Source organism: Actinomadura rugatobispora (genome assembly GCF_042656285.1).
GTDB classification, from domain to species: domain Bacteria; phylum Actinomycetota; class Actinomycetes; order Streptosporangiales; family Streptosporangiaceae; genus Spirillospora; species Spirillospora rugatobispora.
On the sequence record NZ_JBHSON010000105.1, the window covers coordinates 1 to 15,693 of the forward strand.

Below are 15,693 nucleotides of genomic sequence, written 5' to 3' on the forward strand. Positions count from 1 at the left end.
GTTCACGTGGGAGAACGAGGTGCAGGTGCATTTGAAGCGGGCGAAGGCGTGTGATCTGCTGCTGGGTACCGCGTCGGTGCACAGGAAGGCGCTGGTCGCGTGAAACTCGGAATCGACCCCGAACTCGAGAAGTTCCGCGCCGAGTTCTCCGCCTTCCTGGACGCGAACCTGCCGAGCGAGGAAGAGGCCATCCCCCGCGCCCGCTCCAGCGCCGACGTGCCGGAATGGGCGAGGCGGTGGCAGCGCAAGCTGTTCGACGCGGGCTGGCTGCTTCCCGGCAACCCGCCCGAGTTCGGCGGCCGCAACGCCACCCTCCCGCAGCAACTCGCCCACCTCGAGGAACTGTCGAGGCGGCGGATCTACCACAGCTTCAACCCGCAGGGCCTGGGCATCATCGCGGCCTCGATCCTGACGTTCGGGACCGAGGAGCAGAAGCGCGAGTGGGCCGTCCCCATCCTTCGGGCCGAGATCACCGCGGCCCTGGGCATGAGCGAGCCCGGTGCCGGTTCCGACCTGGCCGGGCTGCGCACGCGTGCCGTCCTGGACGGTGACGAGTTCGTGGTGAACGGGCAGAAGGTGTGGACGTCGGGCGCCCATGACGCCGACGTGCTGCTGACGTTCGTGCGGACCGATCCCGAGGCTCCCAAGCACAAGGGCATCAGCGTCCTGCTCATCCCCACCGCCGCCGAGGGCGTGGTGCGCAGGCCCTTCGGGTCCATCGCCGACCCCGAGGACCTGGACTTCAACGAGGTCTTCTTCACCGACGTCCGGGTGCCCCGGAAGAATCTGATCGGCCCGCTGAACAAGGGCTGGAACGTGGCGCACGGCTCCCTCGGCCACGAGCGCACCCTGCTGTGGCTCAGCTTCGCCGAGCAGCTCGAGAACCTGCTCCGGGACGCCCGCAGCGACCAGGAGTGGTACGCCACGCTGGAGATGGATCTGCAGGCGCTGCGGCTGCTGGGCTATCGGCAACTGGGCGGTGACCGGGACCCGGCGGAGCTGTCGGTGCTCAAGCTGCTCGGCTCGGAGGCGGTGCAGGCGGGCAACCTGCACGCGCTGGAGGAGCGCGGAGCCGACGGCCTGGTCCATCCCGAGCAGACCGCGCCGTTCAACCACATGAGCTTCGAGCCCTTCACCAGCAGCTGGTTCGAGCGGTACACCCGCAGCTTCGCCGGCACGATCGCCGGGGGCACCTCCGAGATCCAGCGCAACATCATCGCCGAGCGCATCCTCGGCCTGCCCAGATGAGCTGAACGAGAACGCTGAACGAGGACGAGGGGGGTGGGACGCCGTCAGGCGTCCCACCCCCCTCGGCGTCCGGGAGGACGGCCCTCAGAGATCGACGAGCCGGGGCGCCCGGCGGCCCTCCAGCACCGACCCCCCGATCTCCGTGGCCAGGACGGCCGCCGAGCCCAGCAGGTCGTCCAGGACGAGGATCCGGCGGACGAACCGGTGGAAGCGGTGCTCCGCGGTGAAGCCGATGCCGGCGAGCACCTGCTGGCAGTTCCGCACGGTCGTCAGCCCGGCCCGGCCCGCCAGGGCCTTGCCGAGCTTGGCGGTCATGGGATCGTCCGCGTGGGCGAGCGCGGCCTCCGCCGCCTCCAGGGCGACCAGCGTCTCGGCCAGGCGGTGGCGCACCGCCTGGAACGAGGCCACCGGCCGCCCGAACTGCTCCCGCGCCAGCGCGTGCTCGCGGGCCAGCTCCAGGGCCGTGCGGCCCGCGCCGACGAGCTGGAAGCCCAGCGCCCTGCGGCCCGCCGCCAGCGCCTCCGCCGGCAGCGGCTCCCACTCCACCCGGGACAGCCCGAGCTCCGGGTCGAGCCCCTCCGAGGGCGCCCAGGGGCGCCCGAAGGCCAGGCCGCTCTCCGCCAGCGCCACGACGCCGCCGGGCGGGCGCTTCATCGCGTGCAGCAGCACGTCGTTGAGGACGGGCGCGTGCGCGCCCGTCTCGCCGAGCAGCCCGAAGACCAGCGCCACCGCCTCGTCCGGCGACGCCTCCAGCAGGTCGTGCCAGCCCAGCTCGACGAGGGCGGCGTCCAGGCCGTCGGGGGAGTGCGACTCCATGGCGGAGCGCAGGCCCGAGGAGAGCAGGGCCAGATCGGCGGCCTCGATCATTCGTCCCCCAGGGAGAGCAGGCGCTTGGCGATGATGTTGCGCTGGATCTCGGCGGTGCCGCCGTAGATGGTGGAGGCCCGCGAGTAGAGGAACTCCTCGCGCCAGGGCGAGGAGCCGTACTCGATCTCGCCGGGCAGGGCCTCCCGCGCGGTGTCGTACAGGCGCTGCTCGGCGGTCTGCAGGAGGATCTTGTCGATCGAGGTCTCCGCGCCGAGCGTCTCCCCCCGGTCGCGGCGGCGCTGGGTGAGCCCGGACCGCGACCGCGCCGCGTGCAGGTCCAGGTACGCCTCGCCGATCTGCCGCGCCGACGCCGTGTGGTCCTCCGCCAGCAGCCGGTCCAGCCGGGTGTAGAGGTAGGTGATCCGCTGCCAGAAGCACGAGGAGCGCTCGTCGGGGAGGATGCTCATCGCGATCTCCCAGCCCTGCCCCTCGGTGCCGAGCATGCGCGCGGCGGGCACCCGGACGCCGTCGAGGAACACCTCGGCGAACTCGTCCCTGCCGTGCATGGTCTCGATGGGCCGCACGGTGATCCCGGGGGTGTCCATGTCCATCAGGAACGCGGAGATGCCCCGGTGGCCGGGCTTGCCGGTGCGGGCCAGCAGCACGCACCGCTCCGCGTACTGGGCCAGGGACGTCCACACCTTCTGCCCGTCGATCACCCACTCGTCGCCGTCCCGGACGGCCCGGGTGGTCAGCGAGGCCAGGTCGCTGCCCGCGCCGGGCTCGGAGAACCCCTGGCACCAGGTCTCCTCGCCCGCCAGCAGCGTCGGGACGAACGCCAGCAGGTCGGGGGACCCGTACCGGATCAGCGTGGGCGCCAGCACCTCGATCAGCGTGTAGAGGCCGGGGTCGGCGAGGTTGCGCGCCATGAGCTCCTCGCCGAGCACCGCGCGCAGGATCGTGGGCCCGCCCAGGCCGCCGGCGTCCTCGGGCCAGCCCCAGCGCATCCAGCCCGCGTCGAACATCGCCCGGCGCACCCGGGAGAGCTGCGCCATCTCCCCGTCGAGCGACCCGTCGTGGACGGGGCGCAGGTCGTGCTCGTCGAGCCAGGCCCGCAGCCCCGTCCGGAACTCATCGACGCGCATGGGAGTGCGGGCGTCCCGAGTTGTGCTCACCGTTGCGGCGGATGAACGTCATGGCGCGGGTGCGCAGCCGCCAGCCGTCCGCCGTCCTGAGGTAGGTGTCGTTGTAGTAGCCGATGCGCATGTCGTGGGTGGAGTGGTCGACGAAGCACAGGTTCTGCACCCCGGTGCCCTCGTCGCCCTGGATGTCCAGGAGCGGCGTGGAGACCATGAACAGGCCCTTGGGCGCCGACTCGACCAGCGCGGGGAACTCGTCCAGCCGGTAGGCCTCGCCGAAGGCGCTGTAGGTGCCGTCGGGGGTGAAAACCTCCAGCAGCGCGTCGATGTCGTTCTTGGTGATCGAGACCGCGTACTTGGCCAGCAGCTGCTGGATCTCGATGACGTCCTCAACGTTTGTCATGGAAGACCTTCCCTCCTTTCATTACGAAGCGGACATCGGTGGTGACCGTGATGTCGTCGAGCGGGTTGCCGGGCACCGCGATCAGGTCGGCGAGGAGGCCCTCGGCGATCCGGCCGCGGTCGTCGGCGCTGATCAGCTCGGCCGCGTTCACGGTCGCCGACTGCAGCACGTGCAGCGGCGTCATCCCGCGCTCGACCATGGCGACCAGCTCGCTGGCGTTGCGGCCGTGCGGGATCGCGGGCGCGTCGGTGCCGGCCGCGATCTTCACGCCGGCCTTGGCGGCCCGGGCGATGACCGTCTGGGCGCGCGGGAAGATCTCCGCGGCCTTGGCCTTCAGCTCGGGCGCCGCGTGCGACAGGTCCATGCCCTCGGTCAGCGCCGTCGTCGGCACCAGCCAGGTGCCGCGCTCGGCCATGAGGTCGAGCGTCGCGTCGTCGATGAGGAAGGCGTGCTCGATGCAGTCGATGCCCGCCTCGACCACCGAGCGGACGGCGTCGGCGCCGTGGGTGTGCGCCGCCACCTTGAGCCCGCGCCGGTGCGCCTCGTCGGCGATGGCGCGCAGCTCCTCGTCGGAGTAGTGCTGCGCCCCGGGGATCCCGGTGTGCGACATCACCCCGCCCGACGCGCAGATCTTGATGAGCTTGGCGCCGTGCTTGATCTGGTAGCGGACGGCCTTGCGGACCTCCTCCACCCCGTTGGCGATGCCCTCCTCCACGGAGAGGGGCATGATCCCGGGCGCGTAGGCGGCGAACATCGTGGGGTCCAGATGCCCGCCGGTGGGGCTGATCGCGTGGCCGGCCGGGACGACGCGGGGGCCGTCGACCCAGCCGGCGTCGATGGCCTTGCCGAGGGCGACGTCCAGCAGGTAGCCGCCGGTCTTGCAGAACAGGCCGAGGTTGCGGACGGTGGTGAAGCCCGCGCGCAGCGTGCGTCGGGCGTTGCCCACCGCACGCAGCATCCGCAGGGGCGGGTCGTCCTGGACGGGGGAGAGCACGGCGGTCTCGCCCCGGCCGCCCATCAGGAGGTTGACCTCCATGTCCATCAGGCCGGGCAGCAGCGTGACGTCGCCGAGGTCCAGGACCTCGCCCGCCTCGCCGCCGCCCGCCGGACCGGTGCCGCCGCCGACCGCCGTGATGCGGTCGCCGTCCACGGTGATCCAGCCCGGCGTCTCGAACTCTCCCGTCTCGACGTGCAGGACGCGTGCCGCCCGGAGGGTGAGCGCCATCAGATCCGCGGCTCGGCGATCACGTCGAGGTAGGCGGCGCCGCTGTCGGGCACCCGCGCCTGCTTCCAGACCTCGACAGGGAAGGACACCATCACCAGGGAGCACATGAGCAGCAGCAGGTTGCGCTCGGGCTCGGGCAGGTCGTCGATGGGGAAGGTCTCCAGGTGCTTGTTCGCCTGCTCGAGCAGCGGGAAGGCGGCGTCGTAGAACGCCTGCATCTCCTCCATCGAGCTGGCGAGCCGCTTGGCGTACCGCTCGGGCTCACCGGGGAGGATCCACTCCTTGTACGACTCGAGCGCCGCGAAATCAGCCGGCAGCATTGTTGTGCTCCTTCACGTAGTCGCCGGCCACCTTGTGCAGGTGGCGGAGCAGGATCTCCTGGTCGTTGAGCGGGAAGTCCAGGACGCTCCGGCTCTTGAGCATCGTCTGGGTGGCCTCCAGGGTGTTGGAGTCCTGGAGGGCGTACTCCTTGAACGTCACCGCCGCCAGCTCGTGCTGGAGCCGCTCCTGCGCCGTCTTGGCGGGGACGAAGTACAGCTTCCCCTCGAAGATGTGGCGGTCGACCGCGGTCGGCCAGTAGTGGTAGGTGAGGTACCAGCCCGGGGCCCAGACCAGCAGCATGAAGTTGGGGAAGAAGTGGAAGGAGTCCACGCCCCAGGACCGGTGCCCGGCCGGGTTGACCCCGGGCGGCAGCTGGTCGAGCTCGACGCCCTCGATGTCGGGGCGCTCCCACGGGCCGAACAGGCCGCTCTTCAGCACCCGCTCGATCGGCTTGACCATCCGCGGGTCCTTGGGCGGGGACATGCCGCCCCACGAGGAGACCATCGAGTGCGGGCTCTTGATCTCGTAGTGCAGCGCCTCGAAGCCGTAGCCCAGGAGCTTGTCGGCCTCCTCCTTGGTGGCCTGCTTCTGGTGCAGGACGGGCGCGTGGTAGAACTCGGCGAACGCGTCGATGAACAGCTTCCAGTTGCTGCCGACCTCGGCCCGGTAGCTGAAGACCTCGGTCATCTCGTGGAAGGGGTAGCCCTCGATCCCCTTGGCCAGGTCGCCGAGGTAGTGCTTCAGCGGCTCGGCGTCCTGGTCGAGGTTGATGAAGACGAACCCCTCCCAGATCTCGCAGCGGACCTGCTTGAGGCCGAACTCGCTCTTGTCGAGGTCGAAGAACTCGCCCTCCTGCTGGACGAAGGTCAGGGAGCCCTCGAGGTCGTACCGCCAGGCGTGGTACTTGCAGGTGAACTGGCGGCAGGTGCCGCTGACCTCCTCACCGGGGTAGTCGTTCCACACCAGCTTGTTGCCGCGGTGGCGGCACAGGTTGTGGAAGGCGCGGATCTCCTTGTCCTTGCCGCGCACGACGACGATGGAGGTGTCGGCGACGGCCAGCTCCTTGGTGAAGTAGTTGCCGACGCGCGGCACCTGCTCCACCCGGCCGATGTTCAGCCAGGTCTTCTTGAAGATCGCCTCGCGCTCGGCCTCGTAGTGGGCCGGGTCGATGGAGTCCTCGTAGTTCACGGGGGCCGTGCCGAGCTCGGGGTACTGCTCGGTCCAGCTGCCCACGGACGGCTTGGGGAAGTGCGGCATGGTCACACTCCTTTCTTGGATGAGAATAGCATTCTCATCACACGCTATCGAAGTTCTCGTCGGTGATCCCCGGGTCGAGCTCGACCTCGAAGGTCTCGAACACCAGGGCGAGCATCGCGTAGGTGCCGACAGTGAAGACGAAGTCCAGGAGCTGGCGCTCGTCGTAGCGCTCGGCCAGCTCGGCGTAGATCCCGTCCGACAGCGGCCGCCCGCCGAGAAGCTCGTCGGCCGCCCGGTTGATGAGCGTGGGCGCGCCGGTGCGCACGCCGGCGATGTCCTCCTCGGTCACGCCCGCCTTGCGCCCCAGCCGGACGTGCGAGGCCCACTCGTACTTGCAGCGCCGAACCCAGGCGACGCGCAGGATCGCCAGCTCCTTGTCGCGGTCCGGAAGGCTGCACGCGATCAGCAGATGGTCGTTGAAGTGCAGGAACCGCTTGGCGAGCGCCGGGTGGTGGGCGAGCAGCCCCAGCACGTTGGACCGGGGCAGCTTGCCGCCCTGGACCGACATGGCGCCGGGGTCCCAGTCCTCGTAGGGGACGGGCGGGAGGCGGCGGGTCACGTGTTGCGTCCTCCGTTCACGCCGATGATCTGCCCGGTGATGTACCCGGCCTCCTCGGAGATCAGGAACGAGCAGGTCGCCGCGAGGTCCTCGGGCCTGCCGACCCTCCGGACGGGGGTCCGCTGGATGTGGTCGTCGATCGACCCGCCGAGCAGCCCGCGCTCCTCGGACCTGCGCAGCATCGGGGTGTCGATGAAGCCGGGCGGCACCGCGTTCACGGTGATGCCCTCGGGGCCCAGCTCCAGGGCCAGCGCCTTGGTCAGCCCGTTGACAGCCGACTTGGCCGACACGTAGTGCGCCATGTACTGCTGGCCCGAGTGCGCGCTGGAGGAGGAGATGTTGACGATCCGGCCCCAGCCGGCCTCCAGCATGTCGGGCAGCACGGCCTGGACGCAGTGGAAGACGCCGTTGAGGTTGACGTCGATCACCCGCTGCCACTTCTCGAACGTCAGGTTGACGAAGCGCTTGTAGCCCTCCTGCCCGGCCGCGTTGACCAGGATCGTGATCGGGCCGAACTCCTCCCGGACGGCGGCCAGCGCCTCGTCCACCTGGGCCCGGTCCGTCACGTCGGCCTTGTGGGAGGAGGGGCCGGAAGGGTTGAGGTCGAGGGCGGCGACGTTGTGGCCGTCGGCGCGGAGTCGTTCGGCGATGGCCAGCCCGATGCCCGAGGCGCCGCCGGTCACCACTGCGGTCTTCACGCTCACGCGAAAGCCTCCTCGCCGACGATGGTGGTGCGGTGGAGGGTCCGTTCCGAGGCGGCGTCGTAGGGCAGCGCCCGGTGCAGGATCCCGGTGTTGTCCCACATCACGAGGTCGCCGACCTCCCAGTCGTGGGTGTAGCAGAAGCGCGGCTGGGTGCACCATTCGAGGAGCTCGTCCAGGAGCGCCCGGCTCTCGGCGGGGTCCATGCCGACGATGTGGTCGGCGGTCGTGCCGCTGACCAGGGAGCGGCGGCCGTCGCCGCGCTCCCACACCAGCGACATCTCGCGGGAGCCGAGCGTCCGCCAACTCCTGATCTGCTCCTCGGTCGCGTCGGGGTTGGCCAGCCGCTGGGACGCCTCGAAGCTGTGCACCACGCGCAGGCCGTCGTAGCGCTTGCGGTCGCCCTCGGGCAGGTTCTCGTAGGCCGCGTAGGTGCTGGCGAACTCGGTCCCGCCGCCGACCATGGCCACGTGCCGGGCGGTCAGCGTGGTGGCCTTGATCGGCACCTCGTCGCTGGTGCCGTCGAGGTGCCAGTGGAAGGTGCCCTTGAGGTACTCGGCCGTCGGGTTCTTGGACGGGTCCAGCGAGACCGTGAAGATCTCCTTGCCGCGCAGCGAGACGACTTCGCCGATCTTGCGGCTGAATGCGAGCTGGCCCTCGTCGTCCAGGTGCAGGCCGCGGATGAGCAGGACGCCGCGCCACTTGAGCGCTTCGAGGCACCGGCTGATCAGCGCGTCGTCGAGCAGGTCCTCGACGCCGGTGACCTCCACCCCCAGACTCGGGGACAGAGCCCTCGTCTCCGTCATGGAAATCTCCCTTCCGAATGGGAGAACCTTACTCTCGGGGCTCGACCCTACGAAACCCCCGGGCGGCCTCGCGCCGCGCGCGGAGTGAGGTGGCCGTCACCCGGCGGTGCTGGCGGTGAATCCGTTCTCATTCTCGGATGCTTGATTCACATCAGCTGAGAATGTAGTTTTCACTGGTACTGGCCGTCGAGCGCCCGAGGCCGGCGGGACCGCCGAAACGGCAGGGTGCCCGGTGGTGGAGACGCCGACGATGGAAAGTGGTGCCGCCGTGAAGCGCCTGCTCATTGATGGAAAGCTGGTCGAGGGCGAACAGACCTTCCCCTCCCGCAACCCCGCGACCGGGGAGCTGGTCGGCGAGGCGCCGGAGGCCACCAGGGCGCAGGCCGAGGCCGCCATCGAGGCCGCCCGCCGCGCCTTCGACACCACGGACTGGGCCACCGACGTGCAGGCCCGGATCCGCTCCCTGGACCGGCTGTACGACGCGCTGGTCGAGCACAAGGAGGAGCTGCGGGAGCTGACGATCAGCGAGGTCGGCGCGACCCGCCAGCTCACCCACGGCGCCCAGCTGGACGACCCGCTGGAGATCGTCCGCTTCTACGCCGACCTGCTGCGGACCTTCCCGATGCGCGAGGAGATCGGCGAGGTCGAGAGCATGGGGCAGCGCCACCTGCGCTGGATCGAGAAGGAGGCCGGGGGCGTCGTCAGCGCCATCCTGCCGTACAACTACCCCAACCAGCTCGCGCTGGCCAAGCTGGCCCCCGCGCTCGCCGCCGGGTGCACGGTCGTGCTCAAGGGCGCGCCCGACACCCCGCTGACCACGCTGGCGCTGGGCGAGCTGATCGCCGAGCACACCGACATCCCGCCGGGCGTGGTGAACGTGCTGTCCTCCTCCGGCACCGAGGTCGGCGAGCTGCTCACCACCCACCCCGACGTGGACATCGTGAGCTTCACCGGCTCCACCGAGACCGGCCGGCGGATCATGGCGGCGGCCAGCCGCACGATCAAGCGGGTCTTCCTGGAGCTGGGCGGCAAGTCCGCGATGATCCTGCTCGACGACGCCGACGTCGACGCCACCGCGATGTTCGCCGCGTTCGGCATCTGCGTGCACGCCGGGCAGGGCTGCGCGCTCACCTCCCGGCTGCTGGTGCCCCGCGCCCGCCACGACGAGATCGCCGCGAAGGTCGCGGCCGCGATGGGCAAGGTCCGGTACGGCGACCCGACCCACCCCAAGACCTACATGGGCCCGCTCATCAGCGAGAAGCAGCGCGACAAGGTGGACGGCATGGTCAAGCGGGCCGTCGAGGCGGGCGCCACGCTGGTCACCGGCGGCGAGAAGGCCGAGCCGGGCTTCCACTACGCGCCGACCCTGCTGAGCAACGTCGACCCCGACAGCGAGATCGCGCAGGACGAGGTGTTCGGCCCGGTGCTGGCCGTCATCCCCTACGAGGACGACGACGACGCCGTGCGCATCGCCAACAGCACGATCTACGGCCTGTCGGGCACGGTGTTCTCCCGCGACCAGGAGCGGGCCATCGCGCTGGCCCGCAGGATCCGCAGCGGCACCTTCAGCATCAACGGCGGCAACTACTTCGGCGCCAACGCCCCGTTCGGCGGCTACAAGCAGTCGGGCATCGGACGCGAGATGGGCGTCCAGGGCCTGGAGGAGTTCCTGCAGATCAAGACCTTCGCCGCCCCGGTCGTGTGAGGGCGCGCCCGCCCGCCGGAGCGCACGCGCCGGCGGGCGGGGACGAGGAGCGTGACGAGGCGCGGGCCCGCGGAAGGCGGGCCCGCGCCGCCGTTCAGGGGAGCGGGGCCGGCGCGTAGGGGACGAGCGGCCTGCCGGGGCGCAGCACCAGTTCCGAGCCCGGCTCGGCGGTGCGCAGCGCGTTCACGACGGCCTCGGCGATCTCCCCGCCGGCGCTCCCGTCCGTCCCGTCGTGGACGTGGCCGCCCGGCATGATGCAGTACGGGTCGGCGCAGACCGCGCTGAGCCGGATGCCCTCCCGGGCCAGCGGCCCCGCCGACGCCCGGACCAGGCCGATCACCGCGTGCGTGGTCATCGTGTGGAACGGGTCGGTCTCCAGGCCGACCAGCCCGGCGACGGAGGCGGTGACCACGATCGAGCCGCGGCGCCTGCGGCGCATCAGGGGGAGCGCGGCCCGCAGGGCGTACACGACGCCGTGCTGGTTCGCCGCCACCACCGACTTGTAGCCGCGCAGGTCCAGCATGGCCGGGTCGGTGTCCGCGCAGCCGGACTCGGCGTTCAGGACGAGCAGGTCGAGCCGCCCGCCGGCGTGGGCGACCGCCCGGGTGGCCAGATCGGGGTCGCTGAGGTCGCCGGCCACGGCGACCCCGCCGATGCCGGCGGCGATCCCGTGGACCGCCGGATCGCGGTCCACCAGCACGCAGCGGACCCCCGCCGAGGCGAGCCGCCGCGCGACGGCCTCACCGATCTCGCCGGCGGCGCCCGTGACCATCGCCACCTCGGTCATGGCATCCGTCCTTCCCGCCACTCCATCGATCTCGTTGGTGTGAGCACGGTAACATCACCTACCTACATGTAGGTAGGTAGCCGTGGAAGGACGTGGGATGGGGACGAGCCGCCGCCAGGAGATCCTCGACGCGGCCCTGGAGATGTTCGCCGAACGCGGCTACCGGGGGACCTCGCTCGACGCGATCGCGGAGCGGGTGGGACTGACCAGGCAGGGCGTGCTGCACTACTTCCCGAGCAAGAAGAAGCTGCTGGCCGCGGTTCTGGAGCTGCGGGACGAGGCGAGCCGCGAGGCCCTGACCGCCGACCGCCCGGTCGGCGAGTGGCCGGTCCAGCTGGCCGAGGTCGTCGCCTACGACCGGGCCAACGCCGGCCTGGCGCAGGTCTACAGCGTGCTGGTCGCCGAGAGCGTGACCGAGGGGCACCCGGCCCAGGAGTACTTCCGCGACTACTACGAGCGGGTGCGGGCGCGCACCGTCCGGCGGCTGGCCGCCCAGTACGGGGACCGCCTGCCGAGCGGGCTGAGCCCCGAGGCCGTCGCGACCGCGCTGGTGGCGATGATCGACGGCATGCAGCAGCAGTGGCTGCTCGACCGGGAGCGGGCCGGCCACCCCGAGATCATGCGGGACGTGCTGTCGGTGCTGCTGGGGACCGCTCCCCGATGAAGGCGGCCAGGGCCGGCACGGCCGCGGCGCGCAGCGCGGCCGCGTCGGGCCGCACCTGGAGGTCCACGGTGACGCCGGAGCGCGCCCCGCGGGCGGCGAACGCCAGCGAGTCGTCCAGCAGGGGGTCGGTGCCCGCCACCAGGAGCTGGACGGGCGGCAGCCCGTGCAGGTTGGCGAAGAGCGGGCTCAGCAGCGGGTCGGTCAGCGCCGTGCCCTCGGCGTAGGCCGCCACGCGCCGCCGCAGTTCGGCGAGGTCGAAGCCCGGATCGGCGGCCGCGTTGAGTTGGAGGCTGGCCGCCTGCAGGCTCAGGTCGAGCAGCGCCGAGACCAGCGCGGCGCGGCGGGGCATGGGCGCCCCGGAGTCGCGCAGCCGGACCAGCAGCGCCGCCACCAGCCCCGCGCCGATGCCCTCGCCCGCCACCGCCACCGGCTCCGTGGAGCCGCAGCCGGTGTAGGCGGCCTGGACGTCGTCGAGGGCGGTGGGGAAGGCGGCGCGGTAGCGTGCGCACACGACCGTCGTGCCCGTTCGCCGGGCGAGCCGCCCGGCGGTGTCGAGCGCCGCCTCGGGGTCGCCGGTGAGATGCCGGTCGCCGTGCACGTACAGGACGACCGGACCGGCGGCGGCGCCGCGCGGGCGCACGATCAGGCCCAGCGGCCCCTCCTCGACCAGCACATCGCCCGGCACCCCGTCTCGCTCATCTGGCACGGTTCATCACCCTCTCCGCGGCCTCCCAGTGCTCGTCGGCCACCCACAGGCGCGCGAACGCGCGCGCCGCCTCCTGCGCGGGCACCGACCCGGAGGCCACCCGCTTGATCTCGCCCGCCGGCACGGTGGCCAGCGACCGGGCCAGGGCCCGCCAGCCCTCCTCGAAGGAGTCCCGGGGCAGGACCTGGTCGACCAGGCCGACGCGCTGCGCCTCGGCGGCGTCCAGCAGGGTACCGGCGCCCGCCAGCATGATCGCCCGGCCCCTGCCGACCAGGGCGGCCAGCCGTTCCGCGCCGCCCCACGCGGGCATGATCGCCAGCGTCGACTGGTTGAAGCCGATCTTGATGTCGGCGGCGGCGATCCGGATGTCGGCGGCCACCGCGACCTCGGCGCCGCCGCCCAGCGCGTGCCCGTTCAGCGCGGCGACGACCGGGCCGGGGAAGGCGGCGATGCGGTCGCAGATGCCGCGCATCCGCAGCGCCATGGCCAGCGCCTCGTCCTCGGTCCGGATGAGGGCCAGCTGCTTCAGGTCGCCGCCGGAGACGAACGCCCGGTCGCCCGCGCCCGTGATGACCAGGGCCAGGGCGCCGGCCGCGGCGTCGAGGGCCTTGTCCAGCTCGTCCATGGTGGCCGGGGCGATGGCGTTGCGGGCCTCGGGGCGGTTGATGGTGATGACCGCCAGCCCCTGCTCCAGCTCAAGATCTACCATGCGGCTCTCCGTGGTGAGGTGGGAGTGGTGAGGTGGGAGTGCGGCGGCTCATTCGTAGACGACCGTGACCTCGGGGGTCACCGGCTCGCCCTGGCAGGTGAGGACCCAGCCCTCGGTGACCTCGTCGTCGTCCAGGGCGTTGTTGACGCGCATCTTGGCCTCGCCCTGGGTGATCTGGGCGATGCACGTGGCGCAGTTGCCCGCCTCGCAGGAGAAGGGCGGGGTGAGGCCGGCCCGGCGGGCGCTCTCCAGGAGCGTCTCGCCCGTGTGCTGGGGGACGGTGCGGCGCTTGCCGTCCAGCACGATGGTGACCGTGCCCTCCTTCTCCTCTGCGGCCGACGGGTCGGCGGAGTCGGAGGAGTGCTCGAAGCGCTCGGCGAAGATCTGCTCCGCGTCGACGCCGTGCTCGAGCAGGGCGCCCTCGGCGAGGTCCATGAACGGCTCGGGCCCGCACAGGTAGAAGTCGGCGTCCCTGTCGCCGCCGGTGAACTCGCGGACCTGCCCGGCGGTGACGAACCCGCCCGCGTCGTCCAGGTGTTGGCGTATCTCGAACCGGTCCGGGTGGCGCTCGGCCAGCTCGTCCAGCGCCGCCCGGAAGATGACGGAGCCGGCGTCCCGGTTGGCCGACAGCACCCGCACCCGCCTGCCGGTCGTCGCCAGCGCGCTCTTGACCAGCGACAGGATCGGGGTGACCCCGCTGCCGCCGCAGAAGGCCACCAGCGGGGCCTCGGTCTCGCGCAGGCAGAACACCCCGGCCGGGAGGGTGGCCGACAGCTCGTCGCCCTCCGCCAGGTTGTCGTGCATCCAGTTCGAGACCAGGCCGCCGGGCACGCGCTTCACCGTCGTCATGAGCTCGTCGTCGGTATCCGGCGAACTCGACATCGAGTAGCTGCGCAGCGTGCCGCAGGCCTTGAAGGTCAGGAACTGGCCTGCCCGGTAGGGGAACGGGGCGTCGAGCACGTACGTGCGCGCGTCCGCCGTCTCCTGGACGATCCGCTTGATCCGGACCGGATGGAAGCCATGGTCTCGCGCCATAGGTGGAATCTAGCTTCTCTTCATGCGAGAGTGCAATTATCGCCGGCGGAAGGAGTGCTCACATGGCTCGGCTGCGGACCGTCCCCGAAGAGCTGGTCAAGCGTTACGAGGCGGAGGGCTGGTGGACCGGGGACACGCTCGGGGATCTGCTGGCCCGCGGGCTGGCGGCCGCTCCGGACGCCGAGTTCCGCGTCCATTCTGCCGTGCGGCCCTGGTCGGGCACCTTCCGCGACGTCGACGGGATGGCCCGCAGGCTCGCCGCCGGGCTGCGCGAGCGGGGCGTCGGCCCCGGCGACGTGGTGGCCTTCCAGTTGCCGAACTGGGTGGAGACCGCGGCCGTCTTCTGGGCGTCGGCGTTCCTGGGTGCGGTGGTGGTGCCGATCGTCCACTTCTACGGGCGTAAGGAGGTCGGCTACATCCTGGAGAGCGTCCGGCCGAAGGTCTTCGTCACCGCCGAGGGCTTCGGGCGCATGGAGTACCGGCCGGAACTGTCGGCGAACGTGCCCGTGGTCGGCGTGGTGGGCCGCGACTTCGACGACCTGCTCGCCGGCGAGCCCTTCGAGGGGACGCTCGCGGCCGACCCCGCGGACCCGGCCCTGATCGCGTTCACCTCGGGCACCACCCGCGACCCCAAGGGCGTGGTGCACAGCCACCGCACGCTGGGATTCGAGACGCGCCAGCTCGCCGGGCTCTACCCGCCCGACCGCGGCAAGCAGCTCACCGCCGCTCCCGTCGGCCACTTCATCGGCATGCTGAACGCCTTCCTGATCCCCGTCCTGGACGGCGCGGCGATCAACCTCGCCGACGTGTGGGACCCGGGCCAGGCGCTGGCGCTGATGGAGAGCGACGGCCTCACGGTGGGCGGCGGCGCCGCGTACTTCATGACCAGCCTGCTCGACCACCCCGACTTCAGGCCGGAGCACCTGGCGCACATGAAGTACGCGGGCCTCGGCGGCGCGGCGGTGCCGGTGGCGGTGACCACCAGGCTGACCGAGCTCGGCATCACGGTGTTCCGCTCGTACGGCAGCACCGAGCACCCGTCGATCACCGGCTCGCGGCACACCGCCCCCGAGGCCAAGCGGCTCTACACCGACGGCGACGCGATGACCGGCGTGGAGTTCCGCCTCGCCGAGGACGGCGAGATCCTCAGCCGCGGCCCCGACCTGTGCCTCGGCTACACCGATCCGGAGCTGACCGCCAGGGTCTTCGACGAGGACGGCTGGTACCGCACGGGTGACATCGGCGTGGTCGACGAGGACGGCTACCTCACCATCACCGACCGCAAGTCCGACGTCATCATCCGCGGCGGCGAGAACATCAGCGCGCTGGAGGTCGAGGAGGCGCTGCTGGCCCTGCCCGGCGTCGCCGAGGCCGTGGTGGTGGCCGCCCCCGACGTGCGGCTCGGCGAGCACGCCGCGGCGTTCGTCCGGCCCCGGCCGGGCGCGACGGCGCCCACGCTCGACCAGATGCGGGACCACCTGGAGCGGGTCGGGCTGGCCCGGCAGAAGTGGCCGGAGGAGCTGCACGCCGTGGAGGACTTCCCGCGGACCCCCAGCGGCAAGGTTCAGAAGTACGTTCTCCGGGCCGATATTGCAGCGCGACAGACTTGAGAATAGGCTTC

General features: G+C 71.5%; 17 protein-coding genes. 4 read left to right on the forward strand and 13 right to left on the reverse strand.

The annotated features are described in order from the left end of the window. Positions 1-99: 99 nt before the first annotated feature. Positions 100-1,248 (forward strand): acyl-CoA dehydrogenase family protein, encoded by a 1,149-nt coding sequence (locus tag ACFPZN_RS46715; protein ID WP_378289878.1) that lies wholly within the window; start codon positions 100-102, stop codon positions 1,246-1,248. Between the two features lie 84 nt (positions 1,249-1,332). On the opposite strand, the gene ACFPZN_RS46720 is transcribed toward ACFPZN_RS46715, so the two are convergent. The 9 genes from ACFPZN_RS46720 to ACFPZN_RS46760 are packed head-to-tail and all read right to left on the reverse strand — an operon-like array spanning position 1,333 to position 8,466. Next, positions 1,333-2,115, reverse strand: coding sequence for an acyl-CoA dehydrogenase family protein (locus ACFPZN_RS46720; RefSeq protein WP_378289881.1), 783 nt, complete (start codon positions 2,113-2,115; stop codon positions 1,333-1,335). Then, entirely contained in the window at positions 2,112-3,200 is a 1,089-nt protein-coding gene (locus ACFPZN_RS46725) for an acyl-CoA dehydrogenase family protein (RefSeq protein WP_378289883.1), read from the reverse strand. Before ACFPZN_RS46725 ends, ACFPZN_RS46720 begins: the two co-directional genes overlap by 4 nt. Continuing rightward, positions 3,187-3,597, reverse strand: coding sequence for a nuclear transport factor 2 family protein (locus ACFPZN_RS46730; protein WP_378289885.1), 411 nt, complete (start codon positions 3,595-3,597; stop codon positions 3,187-3,189). The genes ACFPZN_RS46725 and ACFPZN_RS46730 overlap by 14 nt, the downstream gene beginning before the upstream one ends. Beyond that, positions 3,584-4,822, reverse strand: coding sequence for a metal-dependent hydrolase family protein (locus ACFPZN_RS46735; protein ID WP_378289887.1), 1,239 nt, complete (start codon positions 4,820-4,822; stop codon positions 3,584-3,586). The genes ACFPZN_RS46730 and ACFPZN_RS46735 overlap by 14 nt, the downstream gene beginning before the upstream one ends. Beyond that, positions 4,822-5,142 (reverse strand): hypothetical protein, encoded by a 321-nt coding sequence (locus tag ACFPZN_RS46740; protein WP_378289890.1) that lies wholly within the window; start codon positions 5,140-5,142, stop codon positions 4,822-4,824. The genes ACFPZN_RS46735 and ACFPZN_RS46740 overlap by 1 nt, the downstream gene beginning before the upstream one ends. Then, the gene (locus ACFPZN_RS46745) at positions 5,129-6,400 is read right to left on the reverse strand and encodes an aromatic ring-hydroxylating oxygenase subunit alpha (RefSeq protein WP_378289892.1); all 1,272 of its coding nucleotides are present in this window, start codon (positions 6,398-6,400) and stop codon (positions 5,129-5,131) included. The genes ACFPZN_RS46740 and ACFPZN_RS46745 overlap by 14 nt, the downstream gene beginning before the upstream one ends. A gap of 37 nt (positions 6,401-6,437) precedes the next feature. Continuing rightward, a complete protein-coding gene (locus tag ACFPZN_RS46750) occupies positions 6,438-6,959 on the reverse strand; it encodes a carboxymuconolactone decarboxylase family protein (protein WP_378289895.1) in 522 nt (173 codons plus the stop codon). After that, on the reverse strand, positions 6,956-7,663 hold the full coding sequence (locus ACFPZN_RS46755; protein WP_378289897.1) for an SDR family NAD(P)-dependent oxidoreductase: 708 nt from the start codon (positions 7,661-7,663) through the stop codon (positions 6,956-6,958). Before ACFPZN_RS46755 ends, ACFPZN_RS46750 begins: the two co-directional genes overlap by 4 nt. After that, complete coding sequence (locus tag ACFPZN_RS46760) at positions 7,660-8,466, reverse strand: TauD/TfdA dioxygenase family protein (RefSeq protein ID WP_378289899.1); 807 nt, start codon at positions 8,464-8,466, stop codon at positions 7,660-7,662. Before ACFPZN_RS46760 ends, ACFPZN_RS46755 begins: the two co-directional genes overlap by 4 nt. A gap of 250 nt (positions 8,467-8,716) precedes the next feature. Here ACFPZN_RS46760 and ACFPZN_RS46765 point away from each other — a divergent pair, with 250 nt between their 5' ends. Next, on the forward strand, positions 8,717-10,171 hold the full coding sequence (locus tag ACFPZN_RS46765) for an aldehyde dehydrogenase family protein (RefSeq protein WP_378289901.1): 1,455 nt from the start codon (positions 8,717-8,719) through the stop codon (positions 10,169-10,171). Positions 10,172-10,265: 94 nt separating this feature from the next. Here the strand turns inward: ACFPZN_RS46765 and ACFPZN_RS46770 are convergent, their stop codons facing one another. After that, complete coding sequence (locus ACFPZN_RS46770) at positions 10,266-10,958, reverse strand: SDR family oxidoreductase (RefSeq protein WP_378289903.1); 693 nt, start codon at positions 10,956-10,958, stop codon at positions 10,266-10,268. A gap of 97 nt (positions 10,959-11,055) precedes the next feature. On the opposite strand from ACFPZN_RS46770, the gene ACFPZN_RS46775 reads away from it, so the two are divergent. Next, entirely contained in the window at positions 11,056-11,622 is a 567-nt protein-coding gene (locus tag ACFPZN_RS46775) for a TetR/AcrR family transcriptional regulator (protein WP_378289905.1), read from the forward strand. On the opposite strand, the gene ACFPZN_RS46780 is transcribed toward ACFPZN_RS46775, so the two are convergent. From ACFPZN_RS46780 to ACFPZN_RS46790, 3 genes are read right to left on the reverse strand one after another with little or no spacing between them, the layout of a single operon-like run. Further along, positions 11,576-12,328, reverse strand: coding sequence for an alpha/beta hydrolase fold domain-containing protein (locus ACFPZN_RS46780; protein WP_378289907.1), 753 nt, complete (start codon positions 12,326-12,328; stop codon positions 11,576-11,578). The two genes, ACFPZN_RS46775 and ACFPZN_RS46780, sit on opposite strands and share 47 nt — an antisense overlap. Then, a complete protein-coding gene (locus ACFPZN_RS46785; protein WP_378289909.1) occupies positions 12,318-13,037 on the reverse strand; it encodes an enoyl-CoA hydratase/isomerase family protein in 720 nt (239 codons plus the stop codon). Before ACFPZN_RS46785 ends, ACFPZN_RS46780 begins: the two co-directional genes overlap by 11 nt. Before the next feature lie 48 nt (positions 13,038-13,085). Beyond that, positions 13,086-14,072: a 2Fe-2S iron-sulfur cluster-binding protein gene (locus ACFPZN_RS46790; protein ID WP_378289911.1), complete on the reverse strand. Its 987-nt coding sequence runs from the start codon at positions 14,070-14,072 to the stop codon at positions 13,086-13,088. Between the two features lie 62 nt (positions 14,073-14,134). Between ACFPZN_RS46790 and ACFPZN_RS46795 the strand changes: the two genes are divergently transcribed. After that, positions 14,135-15,682: an AMP-binding protein gene (locus ACFPZN_RS46795; protein WP_378289913.1), complete on the forward strand. Its 1,548-nt coding sequence runs from the start codon at positions 14,135-14,137 to the stop codon at positions 15,680-15,682. The last annotated feature ends 11 nt before the right edge of the window (positions 15,683-15,693 follow it).

Coding starts and splice junctions, on each gene's coding strand:
- ACFPZN_RS46775 (WP_378289905.1), top strand. CDS start 11,056: ATGGGGACGAGCCGCCGCCAGGAGATCCTCGACGCGGCCCTGGAGATG.
- ACFPZN_RS46760 (WP_378289899.1), bottom strand. CDS start 8,466: ATGACGGAGACGAGGGCTCTGTCCCCGAGTCTGGGGGTGGAGGTCACC.
- ACFPZN_RS46745 (WP_378289892.1), bottom strand. CDS start 6,400: ATGCCGCACTTCCCCAAGCCGTCCGTGGGCAGCTGGACCGAGCAGTAC.
- ACFPZN_RS46770 (WP_378289903.1), bottom strand. CDS start 10,958: ATGACCGAGGTGGCGATGGTCACGGGCGCCGCCGGCGAGATCGGTGAG.
- ACFPZN_RS46740 (WP_378289890.1), bottom strand. CDS start 5,142: ATGCTGCCGGCTGATTTCGCGGCGCTCGAGTCGTACAAGGAGTGGATC.
- ACFPZN_RS46790 (WP_378289911.1), bottom strand. CDS start 14,072: ATGGCGCGAGACCATGGCTTCCATCCGGTCCGGATCAAGCGGATCGTC.
- ACFPZN_RS46725 (WP_378289883.1), bottom strand. CDS start 3,200: ATGCGCGTCGATGAGTTCCGGACGGGGCTGCGGGCCTGGCTCGACGAG.
- ACFPZN_RS46735 (WP_378289887.1), bottom strand. CDS start 4,822: ATGGCGCTCACCCTCCGGGCGGCACGCGTCCTGCACGTCGAGACGGGA.
- ACFPZN_RS46785 (WP_378289909.1), bottom strand. CDS start 13,037: ATGGTAGATCTTGAGCTGGAGCAGGGGCTGGCGGTCATCACCATCAAC.
- ACFPZN_RS46795 (WP_378289913.1), top strand. CDS start 14,135: ATGGCTCGGCTGCGGACCGTCCCCGAAGAGCTGGTCAAGCGTTACGAG.
- ACFPZN_RS46720 (WP_378289881.1), bottom strand. CDS start 2,115: ATGATCGAGGCCGCCGATCTGGCCCTGCTCTCCTCGGGCCTGCGCTCC.
- ACFPZN_RS46765 (WP_378289901.1), top strand. CDS start 8,717: ATGGAAAGTGGTGCCGCCGTGAAGCGCCTGCTCATTGATGGAAAGCTG.
- ACFPZN_RS46730 (WP_378289885.1), bottom strand. CDS start 3,597: ATGACAAACGTTGAGGACGTCATCGAGATCCAGCAGCTGCTGGCCAAG.